Here is a 20500-nt window from a genome sequence, read left to right on the forward strand (position 1 = left end):
ATGAACGATTATAAAATGACGCCGGGCGAGCTACGCGCCACCTGGGGTTTGGGGACGGTTTTTTCGTTACGTATGCTCGGCATGTTTATGGTCCTGCCCGTTCTGACCACATACGGCATGGCGTTACAGGGAGCAAGCGAGGCATTAATTGGTCTTGCCATCGGCATCTATGGCCTGGCGCAGGCGGTCTTTCAGATCCCCTTTGGCCTGCTCTCCGATCGTGTAGGTCGTAAGCCGCTGATCGTCGGCGGGCTACTGGTGTTCGTTGCCGGTAGCATTATCGCCGCCCTCTCCCACTCCATCTGGGGCATTATTCTCGGTCGTGCCTTGCAGGGTTCCGGCGCCATTGCCGCCGCCGTCATGGCGCTGCTGTCGGATCTAACCCGCGAACAGAACCGTACCAAAGCGATGGCCTTTATTGGCGTCAGCTTCGGCGTCACCTTTGCTATCGCGATGGTGCTGGGGCCGATCATTACCCATGCGCTCGGGTTGAACGCCCTGTTCTGGATGATCGCCGTGCTGGCGACCGTCGGCATCGCGCTGACGATTTGGGTGGTACCAAACAGCAAAAATCACGTGCTTAACCGTGAATCGGGGATGGTGAAAGGCTGCTTCAGCAAGGTGCTGGTCGAGCCGCGTTTGCTGAAGCTCAACTTCGGCATCATGTGCCTGCATATCCTGCTGATGTCTACCTTCGTCGCCCTGCCCGGCCAACTGGCCGCCGCCGGTTTTCCGGCGGCTGAACACTGGAAAATCTACCTGGTCACCATGCTCATCTCGTTTGTGTCCGTGGTGCCGTTTATTATCTATGCCGAAGTGAAACGCCGGATGAAGCGCGTCTTCCTGGGCTGCGTCGCCCTGCTGTTGATTGCGGAGATCGTGCTCTGGGGTTCCGGCCCCCACTTCTGGGAGCTGGTCGCGGGCGTGCAGTTGTTCTTCCTCGCCTTCAACCTGATGGAAGCCCTGCTGCCGTCGTTAATCAGTAAAGAGTCTCCGGCAGGCTATAAAGGCACCGCGATGGGGATCTACTCCACCAGCCAGTTTATCGGCGTGGCCATCGGCGGCGCGCTGGGTGGCTGGGTCGATGGTATGTTCGATTCACAAACCGTATTCCTGGCGGGTGCGCTGCTGGCAACGGTCTGGCTGCTGGTGGCCAGCACTATGAAAGAGCCGCGTTACGTTAGCAGCCTGCGGGTGGAAATCCCGCATGATATTGAGGTGAGCGAGGCCTTAAAACAGCGTCTTGAAGCCAAAGAGGGCGTCAGTGAGGTATTACTGGTGCCGGAAGAGCGCAGTGTGTACGTTAAAATCGACAGTAAAGTGACCAACCGCTTTGAAGTTGAGCAGGCGCTTAAAGCCTGAAAAAAAGCCCGGCATCGCCGGGCTTTTTCTTAATCGCGGAAGTTTTTGAACTGGAACGGCTGGCCGAGATCGCCGCCGCGCACCAGCGCCATCACACCCTGCAGATCGTCACGGGATTTCCCTGTAACACGAATCTCTTCGCCCTGAATCTGTGCCTGCACTTTCAGCTTGCTGTCTTTGATGAGCTTAACGATTTTCTTCTGCATCGCGCTCTCAATGCCCTGCTTCAGTTTGGCTTCAACAAACCAGGTTTTGCCGCTGTGAACGAAGGTCTCCGGCACATCGAGGGAGGTCCCTTCGATGCCGCGCTTCAACAGCTTGGCGCGCAGAATGTCCAGCAGCTGGGTGACCTGGAAATCGGACTCACTGAGGATCTTAATGGTCTTATTTGCGTCGTTCAGCTCAAAACTGGCCTCAACGCCACGAAAATCGAAACGTGATTCAACTTCACGGCTGGCGTTGTCCACGCCGTTACGTACTTCCTGGATATCAACTTCGGAAACAATATCGAAAGATGGCATCTTTTCTTCTCCCTTCACTTTTGTTGCGTTGCATAATACCCGCTACGGGGCATAACTCAACAGAAGCTTAGTTGTCGACGCTATACTACATGTTGTAACACCTGGCGCAGTTGCAGGTGAGGAGGAACGATGAAAATTACCGTGCTCGGATGCGGGGCACTGGGACAACTTTGGCTCGCCGCACTTTGCAAACAGGGACACGAAGTCCAGGGCTGGATGCGCGTGCCACAGCCCTATTGCAGTGTAAACCTGATTGAAGAAGACGGGAGTATCTTTAACGAATCTCTTATCGCCAACGATCCGGATTTCCTGGCCCAAAGCGATCTTTTGCTCGTCACCCTGAAAGCCTGGCAGGTCTCTGATGCCGTGCGGACGCTGGCCTCAACCCTTCCCCCTGCGTCACCGATAATGTTGCTTCACAACGGGATGGGGACCATTGAAGAGCTTAAAAGCGTTCCCCAGCCGCTGCTGATGGCCATCACCACCCATGCGGCCCGCCGCGACGGCAACGTGATTGTTCATGTCGCCAGCGGGATGACCCACATCGGCCCGGCCAGAGCGCAAGAGGGGGACTACAGTTATCTGGCGGATCGTTTCCAGCAGGTGCTGCCTGATGTCGCCTGGCACGATAACATCCGCCCACAGATGTGGCGCAAGCTGGCGGTTAACTGTGTAATTAATCCGCTGACCGCCCTGCTGGATTGCCCAAACGGTGAGCTTCAAAACCATCCGCAGACCATCGCCACGCTGTGTGCAGAGGTCGCGGCCGTCGTGGAGCGTGAGGGCATCCACACCTCGGTGGACGATATTCGCTATTACGTTGACGAGGTCATAGAGCGCACCGCCCAGAACATCTCTTCGATGCTGCAGGATATCCGCGGGCTCCGTCATACCGAAATTGATTACATTACCGGTTACCTGCTAAAACGCGCCCGCGCACACGGTATCAGCGTGCCGGAAAATGTCCGTCTGTACGAACAGGTTAAACGTAAGGAGAGTGAGTATGAGCGCGTCGGCACTGGTATGCCTCGCCCCTGGTAGCGAAGAGACCGAAGCGGTCACTACGATCGATCTGCTGGTTCGCGCCGGGATTAGCGTCACGACGGCGAGCGTCGCCAGTGATGGCAATCTGATCATCACCTGCTCGCGGGGGGTAAAGCTCGTGGCAGATGCCCCGCTGGTGGAGGTGGCCGACGGTGATTACGACGTGATCGTTCTCCCGGGCGGTATCAAGGGTGCGGAATGTTTCCGCGACAGCCCGCTGCTGGTCGAGACGGTCAGGCAGTTCCACCATTCCGGGCGCATCGTCGCCGCCATCTGCGCGGCCGCCGCCACGGTGCTGGTGCCGCACAATATCTTCCCAATCGGTAATATGACCGGTTTCCCGACGCTGAAGGATAAGATCCCCGAAGAGCAGTGGGTGGATAAGCGCATGGTCTGGGATCCTCGCGTCAACCTGCTCACCAGCCAGGGGCCGGGCACGTCGATTGATTTTGCGCTGAAGATTATCGAGCTGCTGGTCGGGCGCGAAAAAGCCTATGAAGTGGCCTCATCGCTGGTGATGGCGGCGGGGATTTATAACTATTACGAAGCGTAGGAATTGCCCGGCGGCGCTGCGCTTGCCGGGCCTACATGACACGAGTAGGCCGGGTAAGGCGAAGCCGCCACCCGGCACAACCACTACGGGCGATACACCTTCACATTGGTAAAGCCCTGCTCGCGCAGATAGAGCGCCTGCAGACGGCTCATCACCCCGCGCTCGCACCACAGCAGATAGGTTTTGTTCTTATCCAGATCGCCAAATTTGGTGCTCAGCTTGTAGAACGGCACTGATGCCACTTCCACACCTTCCGGCGTAAACGGCTTCGCATCCTGCTCGTCAATCGAGCGAATATCCAGCAGCACATCGTCCGGGCCAAAACCACTGACGGTTTCGACTTCCACAACTTCCTGCTCGGTCTGCTGGGCGATTTCACGGATATCGATGTTAGAAGCTTCAGCCACCACTTTTTCAAGGATGCTGAAATCGAAGTTCTCTTCTTCCGCTTCGATCTTCGCCTTCACCGCTTTCACCGTCGGGCTCTTGGAAATCACGCCGCAGTATTCCGGCATGGTGCGGGCGAAGTCTTCGGTACCGATCTCACGCGCCAGGTCAATAATGTGCTCTTTATCGTGGGAGATCAGCGGACGCAGGATCAACGTATCCGAGACGTTGTCGATCAGACGCAGGTTGGTCAGTGTCTGGCTGGAGACCTGGCCCAGCGCTTCGCCGGTGACCAGCGCCTGCACGCCGTAACGCTCAGCCACTTTCGAGGCCGCACGCACCATCATGCGCTTCAGCACCACGCCCATCTGGCCGTCATCGACTTTCTCGAGGATCTCGCCAACCACCGGCTCAAAGTTGATCGCCACAAAACGCACGCGGTGGGAGCTGCCGAAGCGGTTCCACAGATAATGGGCCACCTGACGCACGCCGATTTCATGCGCCGCGCCGCCGAGGTTAAAGAAGCAGTAATGCACGCGGCAGCCGCGACGCATCAGCATATAGCTGGAAACACCGGAGTCGAAACCGCCGGAAATCAGCGACAGCACGTCTTCCTGTGTACCGATTGGGAAACCGCCGATACCTTCATAGCGGCCTTTCACCAGCAGCAGACGGTCGTTTTCGATTTCCAGATTAACGGTCACTTCCGGGTTGGTCAGACGCACGCGCGCCGATTCAACGTGCTGATTCAGCCCGCCGCCGACGTAGCGTTCAACTTCAATGGAGCTAAACTCATGTTTACCGCGACGCTTGGCGCGTACGCAGAAGGTTTTGCCTTCGATCTGATCGCGATACTGCGCCAGCGCTTTTTCGAAGATGTCGTGCAGGGAAGTGAAGGGTACATCTTCCACTTCCAGAATATGGTGGATCCCCGGGATGCGGGTTAAGGCATCACGAATGTCCAGGCGCTTGTTTTCATCTTTAGCGCGGACTTCAACATGATCCCAGTGACGCACGACGGCCAGCGTCTCGTCGTAGTGCTTCAGAACGTTACGAATGTTCCCGGTTAAAATTTTAATAAAGCGCAAACGCACAGATTGGCTTTTGATGGTGATTTCAGGGAACAATTTAATGATAAACTTCATGGCGGCAATGTTTCTTTGGCAAGCGATAAGGCTTGTAATGGAAAAGTACAGCAGCCCACATTTCCAGGGCTGCATCCAGGCGCGGAAGTATACCACCATCGCGTGGCTCCTGCGCACATTGCGCGTTATTTGATAATTACCCTGAGTCCGATACCATATCAGGGATAAAAAACTGAGAGTCAGACATTCACTATGCCGAAGAAAAACGATGCACCCGCCAGTTTCGAAACTGCGCTGAGTGAACTGGAGCAAATCGTTACCCGTCTGGAAAGCGGCGACCTGCCGTTAGAAGAGGCGCTTAATGAATTCGAACGCGGCGTGCAGCTGGCACGCCAGGGCCAGGTTAAGCTGCAACAGGCGGAACAACGCGTGCAGATCCTGCTTTCCGATAACGAAGATGCCGCCACGACCCCCTTCACACCGGATGCCGAGTAGATGGACTTTTCGAACCAGCTTCAGGCGTGCGTCGGGCGTGCTGACGATGCGCTGCGCCGTTTTATCGCTCCCCAGCCTTTTCAGAACACTCCACTGGTTGAGGCCATGCATTATGGCGCACTGTTAGGTGGCAAACGCCTGCGTCCTTTCCTGGTGTATGCCACCGGCGGAATGTTCGGCATCAGCGCCGATACGCTGGATGCGCCAGCCGCTGCGGTCGAATGTATTCACGCCTACTCGCTGATCCACGACGATCTGCCGGCCATGGACGACGACGATCTGCGTCGCGGTCAGCCGACCTGCCACATTAAATTTGGCGAAGCGAACGCCATTCTGGCGGGCGATGCCCTGCAAACCCTGGCGTTCTCGATTCTGAGCGATGCGCCGATGGTGGAAGTGGCGGATCGCGATCGTCTGGCGATGGTCTCCGAGCTGGCAATGGCCAGCGGTGTTGCCGGTATGTGTGGCGGTCAGGCGCTGGATCTGGAGGCAGAAGGCCGTCAGGTTAATCTGGAACAGCTGGAGCGAATTCATCGCCACAAGACCGGGGCATTGATTCGTGCAGCCGTTCGTCTGGGCGCGCTGAGCGCGGGTGAACAGGGTCGCAAAGCCTTGCCGGTTCTGGATCGTTATGCAGAAAGTATCGGTTTAGCCTTCCAGGTTCAGGATGACATTCTGGATGTCGTGGGCGATACTGCAACATTGGGTAAACGTCAGGGTGCCGATCAGCAGCTTGGCAAAAGTACCTATCCCGCCCTTCTGGGTCTTGAGCAAGCCCAACAAAAAGCCCGGGACCTGATTGCGGATGCCCGCCAGTCGCTTGAACAACTGGCCGCGCAGTCACTGGACACCTCGGCACTGGAAGCGCTAGCGGACTATATAATCCAGCGTGATAAATAACGAAAACACCACGATGAGTCTCTGATGAGTTTTGATATTGCCAAATACCCGACACTGGCGTTGGTTGACTCCACCCAGGAGTTACGTCTGTTGCCGAAAGAGAGCCTGCCGAAGCTGTGTGACGAGCTGCGTCGCTATCTGCTTGACAGCGTAAGCCGCTCCAGCGGCCATTTCGCCTCCGGGCTTGGCACGGTGGAACTCACCGTGGCGCTGCATTATGTCTATAACACGCCGTTCGATCAGCTGATCTGGGACGTGGGTCATCAGGCTTATCCGCACAAAATTCTCACCGGTCGTCGCGATAAAATTGGCACCATTCGCCAGAAAAACGGCCTGCATCCGTTCCCGTGGCGCGGCGAGAGCGAATACGACGTGCTGAGCGTAGGTCACTCCTCCACCTCCATTTCTGCCGGGATCGGTATTGCCGTTGCCGCCGAAAAAGAGAACAAACAGCGCCGCACCGTCTGCGTCATTGGCGATGGCGCGATCACCGCCGGGATGGCCTTTGAGGCGATGAATCACGCGGGCGATATCAAACCCGACATGCTGGTGGTGCTCAATGACAACGAGATGTCGATTTCCGAAAACGTCGGGGCGCTGAATAACCACCTGGCGAATCTGCTTTCGGGCAAGCTCTACTCCAGCCTGCGCGAAGGCGGTAAAAAAGTTCTCTCCGGCGTACCGCCGATCAAAGAGCTGTTGAAGCGCACCGAAGAGCACATCAAAGGCATGGTAGTGCCGGGCACGCTGTTTGAAGAGCTGGGCTTTAACTACATCGGCCCGGTAGATGGGCACGACGTGCTGAGCCTGGTCTCGACGCTGAAAAACATGCGCGACCTGAAAGGCCCGCAGTTCCTGCACATCATGACCAAAAAAGGCCGGGGCTACGAACCGGCCGAAAAAGATCCGATCACCTTCCACGCGGTGCCTAAATTCGACCCGACCAGCGGCTGCCTGCCAAAAAGCAGCGGCGGGATGCCGAGCTATTCGAAAATCTTCGGTGACTGGCTGTGTGAAACCGCCGCCAAAGACAGCAAGCTGATGGCCGTGACCCCGGCGATGCGCGAAGGCTCCGGGATGGTCGAATTTTCCCGCAAATACCCGACGCAATATTTTGATGTCGCCATCGCCGAGCAACATGCGGTGACCTTTGCCGCAGGCCTGGCAATTGGCGGTTACAAGCCGGTAGTGGCCATCTACTCCACCTTCCTGCAGCGCGCCTATGATCAGGTGATCCACGACGTCGCCATCCAGAAACTGCCGGTGCTGTTCGCCATTGACCGGGCGGGCATTGTTGGTGCCGACGGCCAGACGCACCAGGGGGCGTTCGATCTCTCCTTCCTGCGCTGTATCCCGGATATGGTGGTGATGACCCCAAGCGACGAGAACGAATGCCGTCAGATGCTGTTCACCGGCTATCACTATCAGGATGGCCCCACCGCCGTGCGTTATCCGCGCGGTAATGCCGTGGGCGTCACCCTGGAGCCGCTGGCAAAACTGCCGATTGGCAAAGGCGTCGTCAAACGTCGCGGCGAGAAGCTGGCGATCCTGAACTTCGGTACGCTGATGCCGGAGGCGGCAAAAGTGGCGGAATCCCTTAACGCGACGCTGGTGGATATGCGCTTTGTGAAGCCGCTCGATGAAGCGCTGATTCTGGAGATGGCCTCACGGCACGAGGCGCTGATCACCCTGGAAGAGAATGCCATTATGGGTGGCGCTGGCAGCGGTGTGAACGAAGTGCTGATGGCGAAGCGTAAAGTCGTGCCGGTGCTGAACCTCGGCCTGCCGGACCACTTTATCCCCCAGGGTACCCAGGACGAAGCGCGCGCCGACATTGGCCTGGATGCCGCCGGCATCGAAGCCCGCATCACCGCCTGGCTGGCATAATCCCTCCCCTTTCCGCTCCTGCTATGCTTAACGGTACGTTTTAAGTAATCAGCAGGAGTGGAACCATGCAATACAATACATTAGGAAAAACGGATCTTAAGGTTTCCCGTCTTTGCCTGGGCTGCATGACCTTTGGCGAGCCGGACCGGGGTAAGCACGCCTGGACACTGCCGGAAGAGAGCAGCCGTCCGATCATCAAACACGCTCTCGAAGGCGGCATTAACTTCTTTGATACCGCCAACAGCTACTCCGACGGCAGCAGCGAAGAGATCGTCGGCCAGGCCCTGCGCGACTTTGCCCGCCGTGAGGAAGTGGTAGTCGCCACCAAGGTTTACCATCAGACAGGGGATCTGGCAGAAGGCCTTTCCCGGGCGCAGATCCTGCGCTCCATTGATGACAGCCTGCGACGCCTGAACATGGAGTATGTCGATCTGCTGCAAATCCACCGCTGGGATTACAACACGCCGATTGAAGAGACGCTGGAGGCGTTGAACGACGTGGTCAAAGCGGGTAAAGCGCGCTATATCGGTGCCTCGTCGATGCATGCCGCCCAGTTTGCCGAAGCCCTGGCGCTGCAGGAACAGCACGGCTGGGCGCCGTTTGTCACCATGCAGGATCACTACAACCTGATCTACCGTGAAGAAGAGCGCGAGATGTTGCCCCTGTGCTATCAGCACGGCGTGGCGGTGATCCCGTGGAGTCCGCTGGCACGCGGGCGGTTAACCCGTCCATGGGGCGAAACCACGGCCCGCTCGGTATCGGATGAGTTTGGTAAAACGCTGTATGAGGAAACCGAAGCCAATAACGCGCAGATTGCCGAGCGTGTAGCGAGGATTGCCGAGGAGCTCGACGTGACGCGCGCCCAGGTGGCGCTGGCGTGGGTGTTAAGTAAAAGAGGCGTTGCCGCACCGATTATCGGTGCCTCGCGCGAAGAGCAACTGGATGAGCTGATCAACGCCGTGGATATCAACCTGACCCCGGAACAGATTGCCGAACTGGAGACGCCGTACAAACAGCATCCGGTGGTGGGATTTAAGTAATAAAAAAGCCGGGTGGTGGCTTCGCCTTACCCGGCCTACGAAGCGTGCATGGTTTTGTAGGCCGGGCAAGCGCAGCGCCCCCGGCACAAACAGCACAATGCTAACATCACGCGAAGTGATCGTAACCTTTCCAGTCGAACGTCACCGGCGAGCCGTTCTGCACGAACTGCATCCCTTCGCTTTCCGGCATGATCTGGCCGATACAGGTAAACCCGGCACCCAGATTGGCTAACGCCACATCCAGCGTCCCGCGATTCAGCTCAGGCACGGTAAAGCACAGCTCATAATCTTCGCCCCCGGAGAGCGCCCAGCGCAACGCCTGCTCAGGCTCAATATGCCTGCGCATCGCCTCAGAGAGCGGGAACAGATCCAGGTCGATTCGCGCCCCCACGCCGCTGGCTTTCAGAATATGGCCCAGATCGGAGATCAGGCCATCCGAGAGATCGATAGCCGAGCTGGCGCGATCGCGCAGCGCCTGGCCGTGCAGGATGCGCGGGGTCGGACGCAGATGGCGTTGCACAAAATAGGCCGCGTCATCTGCACGCTCTACGGTTAAGCGATTCTGCAAGACAGCCAGACCCGCGGCGCTATCTCCCGGTGTACCGGTGACGTAAATCCAGTCGCCCGGTTTGGCGCCAGACCGTTTTAGCGCGCGTCCATTAGGCACGTAGCCGTGGATCGCCAGGGTCATCGACAGCGGACCGGCGGTGGTATCGCCGCCGATCAGCTGCATATCGTAATAGTTAAGCTGTTCAAACAGCGCGTCGCTAAAGGCCTCAAGCCAGCTTTCATCGACCTTCGGCAGGGTCAGCGCCAGCGTTAACCACGCCGGATCGGCCCCCATCGCCGCCAGATCGCTAACGTTCACCGCCAGCGCTTTGTAGGCCAGATCGGCAGGATCGATATCCGGCAGAAAATGGCGACCAGATACTAAGGTGTCGGTGCTGATTGCCAGCGTCTGTTTTTCGGGGATATTGAGAAGTGCACAGTCGTCGCCGATGCCGGTTTCCACATCGCGACGCGAGCTTCTGACTCGGTCAAAATAACGGGCAATCAGGGAAAACTCGCCACATGCCATGCGTTATGCCTCAGCAAAGAAAATAAAAAAACCGGAGCCCGCACCGCCCAAAGGCGATACGAAACTCCGGCTTGCGGATCACTTTTTACGGGGACGGATCGCAGGTGCAGCTTTATCCAGCACGCCATTCACAAATTTGTGACTGTCTTCAGCACCGAAGGTTTTCGCCAGCTCGATCGCTTCGTTGATGGCCACTTTGTAAGGCACATCATCACGTTTAGCCAGTTCAAACAGGGCGATACGCAGCACCGCTTTTTCAACCTGACCCAGCTCTTCGAGCAGACGGGACAGGTACGGCTTCATCAGACCGTCGAGATACGCGCTATTAGTCGCCACTCCCGACAGCAGTTCACGGAAGTACACGACGTCAACGTCTTTGACGTCTTGTTCCGCCAGGAACTGGTATTCAACATCAGCGATGTCGTTCTGGGACAACTGCCAGGAGTAAAGTGCCTGAACGGCACATTCACGGGCGCGGCGACGAGCAGCAGGTTTCACGGAATTCCCCTTACAAAAAAATCAGGCCTTGATGGCTTTCAATACATTGATCATTTCAAGCGCGGTCAGTGCAGCTTCTGCACCTTTGTTACCGGCTTTGGTGCCAGCACGTTCGATGGCTTGTTCAATACTTTCAGTGGTGAGTACGCCGAACGCGACAGGAATTTCTGCTTCCTGCGCCACGTGCGCCAGACCGTTGCTTGCACCACCGGCAACATATTCAAAGTGCGCGGTACCGCCACGAATCACCGTACCCAGCGCAATTACCGCATCGTATTTGCCGGTTTTCGCCAGTGCGCCCGCTGCCAGTGGCAGTTCGTAAGCACCCGGAACCCAGACAACGGTAATGTTTTCGTCTTTCACCTGGCCGATACGTTTCAGGGCGTCAATCGCACCATCCAGCAGGCTGTCGTTGATGAAGTTGTTGAAACGCGCAATGGTGATGGCGACGCGAGCGTCCGGGGTAGCAACGGCTGCTTCAATAATGTTCATACTCTTCCTTAACGGGTTCATTTGGTGGCCCCGCAGGGGGGCGGATTTTATCATAATATTTTGCGCACTGCTTCCCTATTTAGGCAAGCCTTACGCGTTGGTCAGGTGGAGACAGAGATCCGGTCCAACCGGGCGTATCTCGCTAAAGTTAAACGCGGGTGCATCCGCCAGCGTTTCCAGCCCTGGCAACACGCACAGGCCGCGGGCGTCGCTGCCTAACAGTTTAGGCGCCAGATAGACAATCAGCTCATCCACCAGTCCGGCCTGCAACAACGAGCCGGCCAGCGTCGGGCCCGCTTCTACCCAGATAATGTTGATCTGCTGTTTGCCCAGCAGCATCATCAGCACCACTAAATCCACGTGCCCATTGTGCTCCGGCACCAGAAGGTTGCGCACGCCTTCCGGCCAGCTGCGCTCATCTTCCTGAGTGCGGGCAAACCAGGTTTCCCCCGGCTGCTGCACAATGCGGTGCTCAGGGGTAACCCGATTCTGCCGGTCGACCACAATGCGTAGCGGCTGGCGTAAATTCTCTTGCGGATACAATTCCTGGGTGTCGGCGTTTAGCTCATCCCAACGCACGGTCAATGCCGGATCGTCGGCCAAAACGGTGGCATGGCTGGTGAGAATAGCATGGCTTTGCGCGCGCAGACGTTGCACATCGCGCCTTGCCTGTGGGGAGGTGATCCACTGGCTTTCGCCGCTGGCCATCGCCGTGCGGCCATCCAGCGAGGCGCCCAGCTTCAATTGAATATAGGGAAAACCGGTACGCATCCGCTTGAGGAAGCCTTTGTTCAGGCGCTCGGTTTCACTCATCATCAGGCCATGGCTGACCTCAATCCCCGCCTGCTGCAGGCGATACAGGCCGCGACCGGCGACCTGCGGGTTGGGATCCTGCATCGCCGCGACAACTCGGGAGACACCGGCCGCTATCAGCGCATCGCAGCACGGCGGCGTGCGCCCATGATGGCTGCAGGGTTCCAGCGTGACGTAGGCGGTGGCACCGCGCGCCTTCTCCCCGGCCATACGCAGGGCATGCACTTCAGCATGCGGCTCACCGGCACGATAGTGAAAACCTTCCCCGACGATCTCGCCATCTTTAACGATAACGCAGCCGACATTGGGGTTGGGATGGGTCGTAAAACGACCGCGCTGCGCCAGCTTCAGCGCTCGCGCCATGTAAATCTCATCCTGCATGTGATTAGTCCTGTAGGCGGGCGATCTCTTCCCCGAACTCTTTGATATCTTCGAAACTGCGGTAAACAGAGGCAAAGCGGATATAGGCCACTTTATCGAGCTTTTTAAGCTGTTCCATCACCAGGTTGCCGATCATTTTGCTCGGCACCTCGCGCTCGCCGGTGGCGCGCAGCTGGGTTTTGATGTGATTAAGCGCCGTTTCGACGTCATCTGCGCTGACTGGCCGTTTTTCCAGTGCTTTTAGCATCCCGCTGCGCAGCTTTTCTTCGTTGAAGGGTTCGCGGACGTCATTACTTTTTACGACGCGGGGCATCACCAGTTCTGCCACTTCGAAGGTGGTGAAACGTTCGTTACACACCAGGCACTGGCGACGGCGGCGTACGGATGAGCCCTCTCCCACGAGACGGGAGTCGATTACTTTGGTATCCACGGCGAGACAGAATGGGCAATGCATACGGTGTCCTGGCTATCGGGTTGACTGAGCTCCATTTTACCCTGAACTGGGCTGACAACAAAGAAGGAGCGTTTTTGAGATAAAGGATCTATACGCGGAGCAGCCTCGTTGACTACTCTTAGCAGAATCCGTTATTTCAGGGAAATAATTGCCATGACAAGACGTTACCTACATGTTTTGCTGCTGGGAAGCCTTTTTAGCCTCAGCGCCTGTGCACAGCAAAGCGAAGTGCGCCAGATGAATCAGAGCATCAGTTCACTGAATACCACTATGAACAAGCTCAACCAGGAAACCGTCAAGATCACTCAGCAGAATGCGCTGAACGCCAAATCGACCAGCGGCGTCTATCTGCTGCCAGGGTCCAATACCCCTGCCCGGCTGAACAGCCAGATTGGTACGCTGAAGATGTCACTGGTGAACGTGGCGCCGAACGCCGACGGCACCCGTGCCACGCTGCGTATTCAGGGAGAATCAAACGATCCGCTGCCGGCCTTCAGCGCCACCGTAGAGTGGGGACAGATCCAGGGCACGACCGACAGCTTCCAGGAAGTGAACGTCCAGACCCAGCTGATTAATGCCCCGGCCAGCGTGCTGGCACCCAGCGATGTCGACATTCCGCTTCAGCTAAATGGCCTGACGCCCGATCAGCTCGGTTTCATCCGTATCCACGATATTCAGCCCGTCGCACAATAATCCCCCTGCGGAACGTGTTACACGTTCCGCTCCCCTCTTTATTTACAAACATTGGCAACAGAAATGTTTGCTATTACAATCCGCTCCGTTAAAAATACGCAAACGTGAACGCAATCGATTACGTATGTGAGAGAACTGTGAAACAACACATATTTTTGTGAGCAAGGATTCCTATAATAGGCTCCCAGAAATACGAAATATTTAGAAACGCAATTCGCGCTTTTTTCACTCCCGTAAGGGATTTCAAATCAGTGGCATCATTATGAAAAAAACATTACTGGCAGCCGGTGCAGCGCTGGCATTTTCTTCAACTTTCGCTGTGCAGGCAGCAGAAAACGATAAACCAGAGTACGTTTCCGACTGGTGGCACCAGAGCGTTAACGTTGTGGGCAGCTACCACACCCGTTTTGGACCGCAGATCCGTAACGATACCTACCTGGAATACGAAGCATTCGCTAAGAAAGACTGGTTTGATTTCTATGGGTACATGGATGCACCGGTCTTCTTCGGTGGTAACACTGATGCGAAAGGTATCTGGAACCACGGTTCCCCACTGTTCATGGAGATCGAACCGCGCTTCTCCATTGATAAACTGACCGGCACCAGCCTGGCGTTTGGTCCGTTCAAAGAGTGGTACGTCGCAAACAACTACATCTACGACATGGGTCGCAACAAGTCCGGTCGTCAGAGTACCTGGTACATGGGTCTGGGGACTGACATCGACACCGGTCTGCCGATGAGCCTGTCCATGAACGTGTATGCCAAATACCAGTGGCAGAACTACGGTGCAGCGAACGAAAACGAGTGGGATGGCTACCGTTTCAAAGTGAAATACTTTGTGCCAATCACCCAGCTGTGGGGCGGCAACCTCAGCTACATCGGCTTCACCAACTTTGACTGGGGCTCAGACCTGGGCAACGACGACTTCCGTGACCTGAACGGTAAGAAAGCGCGCACTAACGACTCCATCGCCTCCAGCCACATCCTGGCGCTGAACTACGATCACTGGCACTACTCTGTTGTGGCGCGTTACTGGCACAACGGTGGCCAGTGGAACGACGACGCCAGCCTGAACTTCGGCGACGGTGACTTCAGCGTCCGTTCTACCGGCTGGGGTGGTTACCTGGTTGTGGGTTATAACTTCTAATCAGTGCCTGTATCGCCGGGTGGCGCTTCGCTTACCCGGCCTACAAACTCTGTTGGACCCGTAGGCCGGGTAAGGCGTAGCCGCCACCCGGCATCTTATTGCTTCACCTTCCTCAAAAAATCCGCCAGCGAACGCTCCGCGCTTTCGCTAAAGCGTCTGTCCGTTATCGTGATATTCAGACACCTGTCGAGCCGGAAACAGCGGTAGTCATCCCGCCGTTCGCACCAGGCCGCCAGCAGCCAGTGCTCGCCCCAGAAGAACAACCCCAGCGGCTGAACGTCCCGGGAGGATAACTGCCCGCTCTCATCCCGATAGTGCAACCCCAGCACCCGCTGAGCGGAGATCGCCTGATGGATCACATCGAAGCCGCTGCGGGAGTGCGGCTGAAGCGCAATGTCCGGGGCGTAGATCCGGGTCTGCTCGGCCTTGCGACGGCTCTCCTCCGGCAGGATCGCCAGCACCTTTTCCTGGGCCGATTCCAGCTCACGCGACAGCGACTTCCCGCCCCAGGTTTTCAGCAGGCGGATCGCCACCATCAGCGCCTCGGACTCCTTGTTGGTCAGCATCAGCGCCGGCAGATCGAAGCCCGACATCAGGCGATAGCCGCTCCCCGCCTCCCCTTCCACCGGCACGCCAGAGAGGGACAGATCGCGGATATCGCGATAGACCGTGCGTTCCGACACGCCGAGCCTGTCCGCCAGATGCGCTGCGGTCGTCAGCCGCCTGCCACGCAGGATCTGCACAATCTGGAACAAGCGGTCGGCGCGTCGGGTCATGGGTTCTTCGCTTTACAGGTGAATATCAGGCGGGTTGATGAAGTCCAACCCGGTTGCCTTCGCTGTCGGTAAACAGCGCGATGGTGCCAATACCGCGCGGCAGCTCAAGTGGGCCAAACACGCATGCGCCGCCAGCAGACGAAACGCGATCCAGCGTGGCCGCCAGGTTGTCAGTATGCAGGTAAATAATAGCGCCCTGCGACGAGGGTGTAATGCCGTCAAATTTTGCCAGCGCGCCGCCGGTGGCCGGATCCTCATGGGGAAAAATGGCCAGCTCGGCAACGTCCATTTGCTCGCGCTTCAGCGTCACCTGCAGCACCGGCTCGTAAAATTTGATGGCACGATCCATATCCGCGACCGGAATCTCAAACCAGTTAATCACACTTTTCATACATCCTCCTGCCTGTTGTTTAGGTTCAGAAGGAGTCTACGCCAGGCCTCCTGACAGCATACTGTCAGGAGTATTTGTCAGGAGCAGGCAAAAAAAATCCCGGCCATAAGACCGGGATTTCGTCACGCATCAGACAATGCCTTACGGCAGAATGGACGGCTGATCCGCCCCTTCTTTTTCCACTTTCTGCTGAAGCAGGTGCTCGCGCTTCATGCCAAGTTTCAGTGCCAGCGCGGACGCGACGTAGATGGACGAAGCCGTACCGATGGAAACACCGATCAGCATGGTCAGCGAGAAGCCTTCCAGAATCGGGCCGCCGAAGAGATACAGCATCAGGATCACCATCAGGGTGGTCCCGGAGGTGATCAAGGTACGGTGCAGCGTCTGGGTCAACGACACGTTAAAGATCTCGTACGGCGTACCGCGACGGATCTTACGGAAGTTTTCACGGATACGGTCCGATACCACGATACTGTCGTTCAGCGAGTAACCGATAACCGACATCAACGAGGCCACAATGGTCAGGTCGATCTCGATATGGAACAGCGACAGAACGCCCATGGTGATCACCACGTCGTGCGCCAGGGCGATAACCACCCCGGCCGCCAGACGCCACTCGAAGCGGAAACCGACATACACCAGGATGGAGATCAGCGCCACCAGCAGTGCCATCGCACCGGTCTGGGCCAGATCCGCACCCACGCTCGGGCCGACGAATTCAATACGCTTAACGGTTGCGGTCTGGTTGGTTGTTTCGTTAATCACGTTAACAACCTTGCTGCCCAGCTCCTGACTGCCGTTGGCATCATGAACCGGCGGCATACGCACCATGATGTCGCGGCTGCTGCCGAAGTTCTGCAGCAGCGGCTCTTCGAAGCCCGCCTTCTCCAGCGACGCACGCATCTGGTCCATATCGACCGGTTTTTCCAGGTTAATCTCAATCACCGTACCACCGGTGAAATCGAGCCCCCAGTTAAAGCCCTTCACGCCCATAATGGCGATGGACAGAATCAGCAGAAAACCTGAAATGCCGAAGGCCCAGTAGTCCCAGCGCATAAAGTCCCAGACTTTACGGCCGTAGTTCAATTGTTCAACAGTATATTCCTGTGCCACAACGCACTCCTCAGATAGACAGCTTTTTAACGCGCTTGCCGCCGTACAGCAGGTTCACGATGGCACGGGTGCCGACGATAGCGGTAAACATTGAGGTCGCCACACCGATACCGGTAGTGATAGCAAAACCTTTAATGGCACCAGTACCGACTGCGTACAGGATAAGAACCTTGATAAGCGTGGTGATGTTCGCATCGAAGATGGAACTGAACGCGCCACGGTAACCTTCGTCGATCGCCTGTTGTACTGAACGCCCGTTGCTCAACTCTTCTTTGATACGTTCGTTGATCAGTACGTTAGCATCGACCGCCACCGCAAGGGTTAAGACGATACCTGCGATCCCCGGCATGGTCAGCGTCGCCCCCGGCAGCAGGGACATAATGCCGACGATCAGCACCAGGTTCGCAATCAACGCGCTTGTCGCAATCAGACCAAACTTCTTATAGAAGAAGATCATGAAGATGATGGAGATCGCCAGACCGGCCAGACAGGCTTCCAGACCCTGGGTGATGTTCTGCATACCCAGTGTTGGACCGATGGTCCGCTCTTCAACAATCTGAATCGGCGCAATCAGCGCACCGGCACGCAGCAGCAGCGAGAGCTGACGTGCTTCGTTCGGGTTGTTGATACCGGTGATACGGAAGCTATTACCCAGGCGAGACTGGATGTTGGCGATGTTAATCACCTCTTCCTCTTTCACCAGGATGGAGCGACCGTTCGCATCTTTTTTACCGCTGTCTTTGTACTCCACGAACAGGGTCGCCATCGGTTTACCGATATTGTCCTTGGTGAAGTTAGACATGATGTTACCACCGGCGCTATCAAGCGAGATGTTAACCTGCGGCTGGTTGTATTCGTCCTGGCTGGAGGTCGAGTCGGTGATGTGGTCACCGGTCAGGATCACCCGCTTGTACATCACAACCGGCTGGCCTTCACGGGTCTGCTTCACTTCAGAGTCGCCCGGAACGCGGCCAGACGCGACAGCGGACTGATCGACGTTGGTGTTCACCAGACGGAATTCGAGGGTCGCGGTTGCGCCCAGAATCTCTTTCGCACGCGCGGTATCCTGGATACCCGGCAGCTCAACCACGATACGGTCAGCACCCTGACGCTGTACCAGCGGTTCAGCAACGCCAAGCTGGTTTACACGGTTACGCAGGATGTTGATGTTCTGCTGAACCGCGTATTCACGCGCTTCTTTCAGACGTTCATCGGTCATCACCGCACGCAGCTGGTTGCTGCCCTGAGAGGAGAGGACCAGGTCGCGATGACGCTGGGTCAGGTAATCCATCGCCTGATTACGGGCAGTGCTGTCGCGGAACGCGATGCTCATCCCGTAATTATCTTCCTTACGCACGGTGGTGTAAGGGATGCCTTTTTCGCGCAGATCGCTACGCAGGCTGTCGATGTTTTGTTCCTGGAGTTTGCCAAGGGCGGTTTCCATATCCACTTCCATCAGGAAGTGTACGCCGCCACGCAGGTCGAGACCGAGTTTCATCGGCTCTGCGTTGATAGAAGCTAACCAACGCGGCGTTGCAGGAGCAAGGTTCAACGCCACGACATATTTATCACCCATCACGCCCATCAGCGCTTCACGAGCGCGGAGCTGCGTGTCGGTGGAGTCGAAGCGAGCAAGAATAGCGCCCTCTTCCAGTGCCACAGACTTAGCGGTAATTTTTTCTTCTTGTAAAGTTTTCTGGACCTGGATCAGCGTTTGCTCACTGGCGGCGACGCCGCGCGCGCCAGTGATTTGAACGGCCGGATCCTCACCATACAGGTTGGGAAGCGCATATAGCAGGCCGACGACAATGACGACGACCAGCATGACGTACTTCCACAAAGGATAACGGTTTAACACGGCAGTTCCCTTTGGGAAAAGTTAATTACAGTGCTTTCATGGTGCCTTTCGGCAGAACGGCAGCAACGAAGTCACGTTTAATCACTACTTCAGTAGTATCGTTCAGCGCGATAACGATATAGCCGTTATCGGCAACTTTGCTTACACGACCTACCAGACCACCGTTAGTCAGCACTTCATCGCCTTTCGCGATGGAGTCCATCAGCTTTTTGTGCTCTTTGGTGCGCTTCTGCTGTGGACGCAGGATCATGAAATAGAAGATCAGGCCGAACACCACCAGCATCAGAATCAGAGACATCGGGCTGCCCTGCGACGGTGCACCTGTTGCCGCTACCGCATCAGAAATAAAAAAGCTCATTAAAATTCCCTCATTAAATAAATTAATCAACGTTCAAAGGTGGGACATCCCGACCCTGACGTTGGTAAAAATCGGTCACGAAGCTCTCTAATTTACCCTCTTCGATAGCCTTGCGTAAACCAGCCATTAAGCGCTGGTAATAGCGAAGGTTATGAATCGTGTTGAGACGCGCGCCCAGTATTTCATTACAACGATCAAGATGATGCAAATAGGCACGAGAATAATTGCGACAGGTATAGCAATCGCACTCGGCATCGAGCGTGCTGGTGTCGCTTTTATGCTTCGCATTACGGATTTTTACCACGCCGTCGGTCACGAACAGATGACCATTACGGGCGTTGCGGGTCGGCATAACGCAGTCGAACATATCAATGCCGCGACGTACGCCTTCAACCAGATCTTCTGGTTTGCCGACGCCCATCAGGTATCGAGGCTTATCTGTTGGAATTTGCGGGCAAACATGCTCCAGAATACGGTGCATATCTTCCTTCGGTTCCCCCACAGCCAGACCGCCGACAGCGTAGCCATCAAAACCTATCTCTACCAGACCTTTAACGGAGATATCGCGTAAATCTTCGTAAACGCTTCCCTGAATAATGCCGAACAGCGCATTTTTGTTGCCGAGGCCATCAAAGCGGTCGCGGCTGCGCTTCGCCCAGCGCAGCGACATCTCCATCGAGCGTTTGGCGTAATCCCAGTCTGCCGGGTATGGCGTACATTCGTCGAAGATCATCACGATGTCGGAGCCGAGATCGTACTGAATCTCCATTGATTTTTCCGGATCGAGGAAGATCGGGTCGCCGTTGATAGGGTTACGGAAGTGAACGCCTTTTTCAGTGATCTTACGGATATCACCGAGGCTGAAGACCTGGAAGCCGCCGGAGTCGGTCAGAATTGGGCCTTTCCACTGCATAAAGTCATGCAGGTCGCCGTGCAGCTTCATCACTTCCTGACCTGGGCGCAGCCACAGGTGGAAGGTGTTGCCGAGGATAATTTGCGCGCCCGTGGCTTCGACTTCTTCCGGCGTCATCCCTTTTACGGTGCCGTAGGTGCCAACAGGCATGAAGGCTGGCGTTTCGACTACGCCGCGATCGAACACCAGACGGCCACGGCGTGCGCGACCATCGGTAGTATCAAGTTCAAATTTCATTTTTTCTCCAGCGTCAGAAAAACA

General features: G+C 56.4%; 22 protein-coding genes. 9 read left to right on the forward strand and 13 right to left on the reverse strand.

Annotated features, from left to right (window positions below):
* Positions 1–1362, forward strand: a complete 1362-nt coding sequence (locus M8318_RS11030) for an MFS transporter (RefSeq protein ID WP_262662573.1) — start codon at positions 1–3, stop codon at positions 1360–1362.
* A gap of 29 nt (positions 1363–1391) precedes the next feature.
* Here M8318_RS11030 and M8318_RS11035 read toward each other — a convergent pair whose 3' ends face one another.
* A complete protein-coding gene (locus M8318_RS11035) occupies positions 1392–1883 on the reverse strand; it encodes a YajQ family cyclic di-GMP-binding protein (protein ID WP_106992136.1) in 492 nt (163 codons plus the stop codon).
* Between the two features lie 129 nt (positions 1884–2012).
* On the opposite strand from M8318_RS11035, the gene panE reads away from it, so the two are divergent.
* Both panE and yajL read left to right on the forward strand, forming a co-directional pair.
* On the forward strand, positions 2013–2924 hold the full coding sequence (panE, locus tag M8318_RS11040; protein ID WP_262662575.1) for a 2-dehydropantoate 2-reductase: 912 nt from the start codon (positions 2013–2015) through the stop codon (positions 2922–2924).
* Positions 2887–3480, forward strand: coding sequence for a protein deglycase YajL (yajL, locus tag M8318_RS11045; protein ID WP_166181709.1), 594 nt, complete (start codon positions 2887–2889; stop codon positions 3478–3480). Before panE ends, yajL begins: the two co-directional genes overlap by 38 nt.
* A gap of 83 nt (positions 3481–3563) precedes the next feature.
* On the opposite strand, the gene thiI is transcribed toward yajL, so the two are convergent.
* Positions 3564–5012: a tRNA uracil 4-sulfurtransferase ThiI gene (gene thiI / locus M8318_RS11050; RefSeq protein ID WP_106992794.1), complete on the reverse strand. Its 1449-nt coding sequence runs from the start codon at positions 5010–5012 to the stop codon at positions 3564–3566.
* Between the two features lie 192 nt (positions 5013–5204).
* Here thiI and xseB point away from each other — a divergent pair, with 192 nt between their 5' ends.
* The 4 genes from xseB (at position 5205) to M8318_RS11070 (ending at position 9274) form a co-directional block, all read left to right on the forward strand.
* On the forward strand, positions 5205–5447 hold the full coding sequence (gene xseB / locus M8318_RS11055; protein ID WP_032616819.1) for an exodeoxyribonuclease VII small subunit: 243 nt from the start codon (positions 5205–5207) through the stop codon (positions 5445–5447).
* Positions 5448–6347 (forward strand): (2E,6E)-farnesyl diphosphate synthase, encoded by a 900-nt coding sequence (gene ispA / locus M8318_RS11060; RefSeq protein ID WP_142488423.1) that lies wholly within the window; start codon positions 5448–5450, stop codon positions 6345–6347.
* Positions 6348–6371: 24 nt separating this feature from the next.
* The gene (dxs, locus tag M8318_RS11065) at positions 6372–8234 is read left to right on the forward strand and encodes a 1-deoxy-D-xylulose-5-phosphate synthase (protein ID WP_262662580.1); all 1863 of its coding nucleotides are present in this window, start codon (positions 6372–6374) and stop codon (positions 8232–8234) included.
* A gap of 65 nt (positions 8235–8299) precedes the next feature.
* Entirely contained in the window at positions 8300–9274 is a 975-nt protein-coding gene (locus tag M8318_RS11070) for an aldo/keto reductase (protein WP_262662581.1), read from the forward strand.
* Between the two features lie 106 nt (positions 9275–9380).
* Here the strand turns inward: M8318_RS11070 and thiL are convergent, their stop codons facing one another.
* From thiL to nrdR, 5 genes are all read right to left on the reverse strand, one after another.
* The gene (thiL, locus tag M8318_RS11075; protein WP_262662583.1) at positions 9381–10352 is read right to left on the reverse strand and encodes a thiamine-phosphate kinase; all 972 of its coding nucleotides are present in this window, start codon (positions 10350–10352) and stop codon (positions 9381–9383) included.
* A gap of 78 nt (positions 10353–10430) precedes the next feature.
* Entirely contained in the window at positions 10431–10850 is a 420-nt protein-coding gene (gene nusB, locus M8318_RS11080) for a transcription antitermination factor NusB (protein ID WP_106992129.1), read from the reverse strand.
* Between the two features lie 21 nt (positions 10851–10871).
* On the reverse strand, positions 10872–11342 hold the full coding sequence (gene ribH, locus M8318_RS11085; protein ID WP_012016288.1) for a 6,7-dimethyl-8-ribityllumazine synthase: 471 nt from the start codon (positions 11340–11342) through the stop codon (positions 10872–10874).
* Positions 11343–11432: 90 nt separating this feature from the next.
* Positions 11433–12536 carry a bifunctional diaminohydroxyphosphoribosylaminopyrimidine deaminase/5-amino-6-(5-phosphoribosylamino)uracil reductase RibD gene (gene ribD, locus M8318_RS11090; RefSeq protein WP_262662584.1) on the reverse strand — a complete coding sequence of 368 codons (1104 nt, stop codon included), beginning with the start codon at positions 12534–12536 and terminating at the stop codon, positions 11433–11435.
* Between the two features lie 4 nt (positions 12537–12540).
* Positions 12541–12990: a transcriptional regulator NrdR gene (gene nrdR, locus M8318_RS11095; RefSeq protein WP_262662585.1), complete on the reverse strand. Its 450-nt coding sequence runs from the start codon at positions 12988–12990 to the stop codon at positions 12541–12543.
* A gap of 153 nt (positions 12991–13143) precedes the next feature.
* On the opposite strand from nrdR, the gene M8318_RS11100 reads away from it, so the two are divergent.
* Complete coding sequence (locus M8318_RS11100; RefSeq protein WP_262662586.1) at positions 13144–13683, forward strand: SadB/YajI family lipoprotein; 540 nt, start codon at positions 13144–13146, stop codon at positions 13681–13683.
* 262 nt (positions 13684–13945) lie between these two features.
* Positions 13946–14830 carry a nucleoside-specific channel-forming protein Tsx gene (locus M8318_RS11105; protein WP_262662587.1) on the forward strand — a complete coding sequence of 295 codons (885 nt, stop codon included), beginning with the start codon at positions 13946–13948 and terminating at the stop codon, positions 14828–14830.
* Between the two features lie 95 nt (positions 14831–14925).
* On the opposite strand, the gene M8318_RS11110 is transcribed toward M8318_RS11105, so the two are convergent.
* From M8318_RS11110 to tgt, 6 genes are all read right to left on the reverse strand, one after another.
* Complete coding sequence (locus M8318_RS11110; RefSeq protein WP_262662589.1) at positions 14926–15606, reverse strand: helix-turn-helix transcriptional regulator; 681 nt, start codon at positions 15604–15606, stop codon at positions 14926–14928.
* A 25-nt stretch (positions 15607–15631) separates the two neighbouring features.
* Positions 15632–15997, reverse strand: coding sequence for a VOC family protein (locus tag M8318_RS11115; RefSeq protein WP_106992124.1), 366 nt, complete (start codon positions 15995–15997; stop codon positions 15632–15634).
* A gap of 141 nt (positions 15998–16138) precedes the next feature.
* Entirely contained in the window at positions 16139–17110 is a 972-nt protein-coding gene (gene secF / locus M8318_RS11120; RefSeq protein ID WP_262662590.1) for a protein translocase subunit SecF, read from the reverse strand.
* Between the two features lie 10 nt (positions 17111–17120).
* Positions 17121–18968, reverse strand: a complete 1848-nt coding sequence (gene secD, locus M8318_RS11125) for a protein translocase subunit SecD (protein ID WP_106992122.1) — start codon at positions 18966–18968, stop codon at positions 17121–17123.
* Between the two features lie 25 nt (positions 18969–18993).
* Positions 18994–19326 carry a preprotein translocase subunit YajC gene (gene yajC, locus M8318_RS11130; protein ID WP_106992121.1) on the reverse strand — a complete coding sequence of 111 codons (333 nt, stop codon included), beginning with the start codon at positions 19324–19326 and terminating at the stop codon, positions 18994–18996.
* Between the two features lie 22 nt (positions 19327–19348).
* Positions 19349–20476, reverse strand: coding sequence for a tRNA guanosine(34) transglycosylase Tgt (tgt, locus tag M8318_RS11135; protein ID WP_106992120.1), 1128 nt, complete (start codon positions 20474–20476; stop codon positions 19349–19351).
* Positions 20477–20500: the final 24 nt, after the last annotated feature.

The organism is Leclercia tamurae (genome assembly GCF_025566055.1).
In the GTDB taxonomy this organism is placed as follows: Bacteria; Pseudomonadota; Gammaproteobacteria; order Enterobacterales; family Enterobacteriaceae; genus Enterobacter; species Enterobacter tamurae.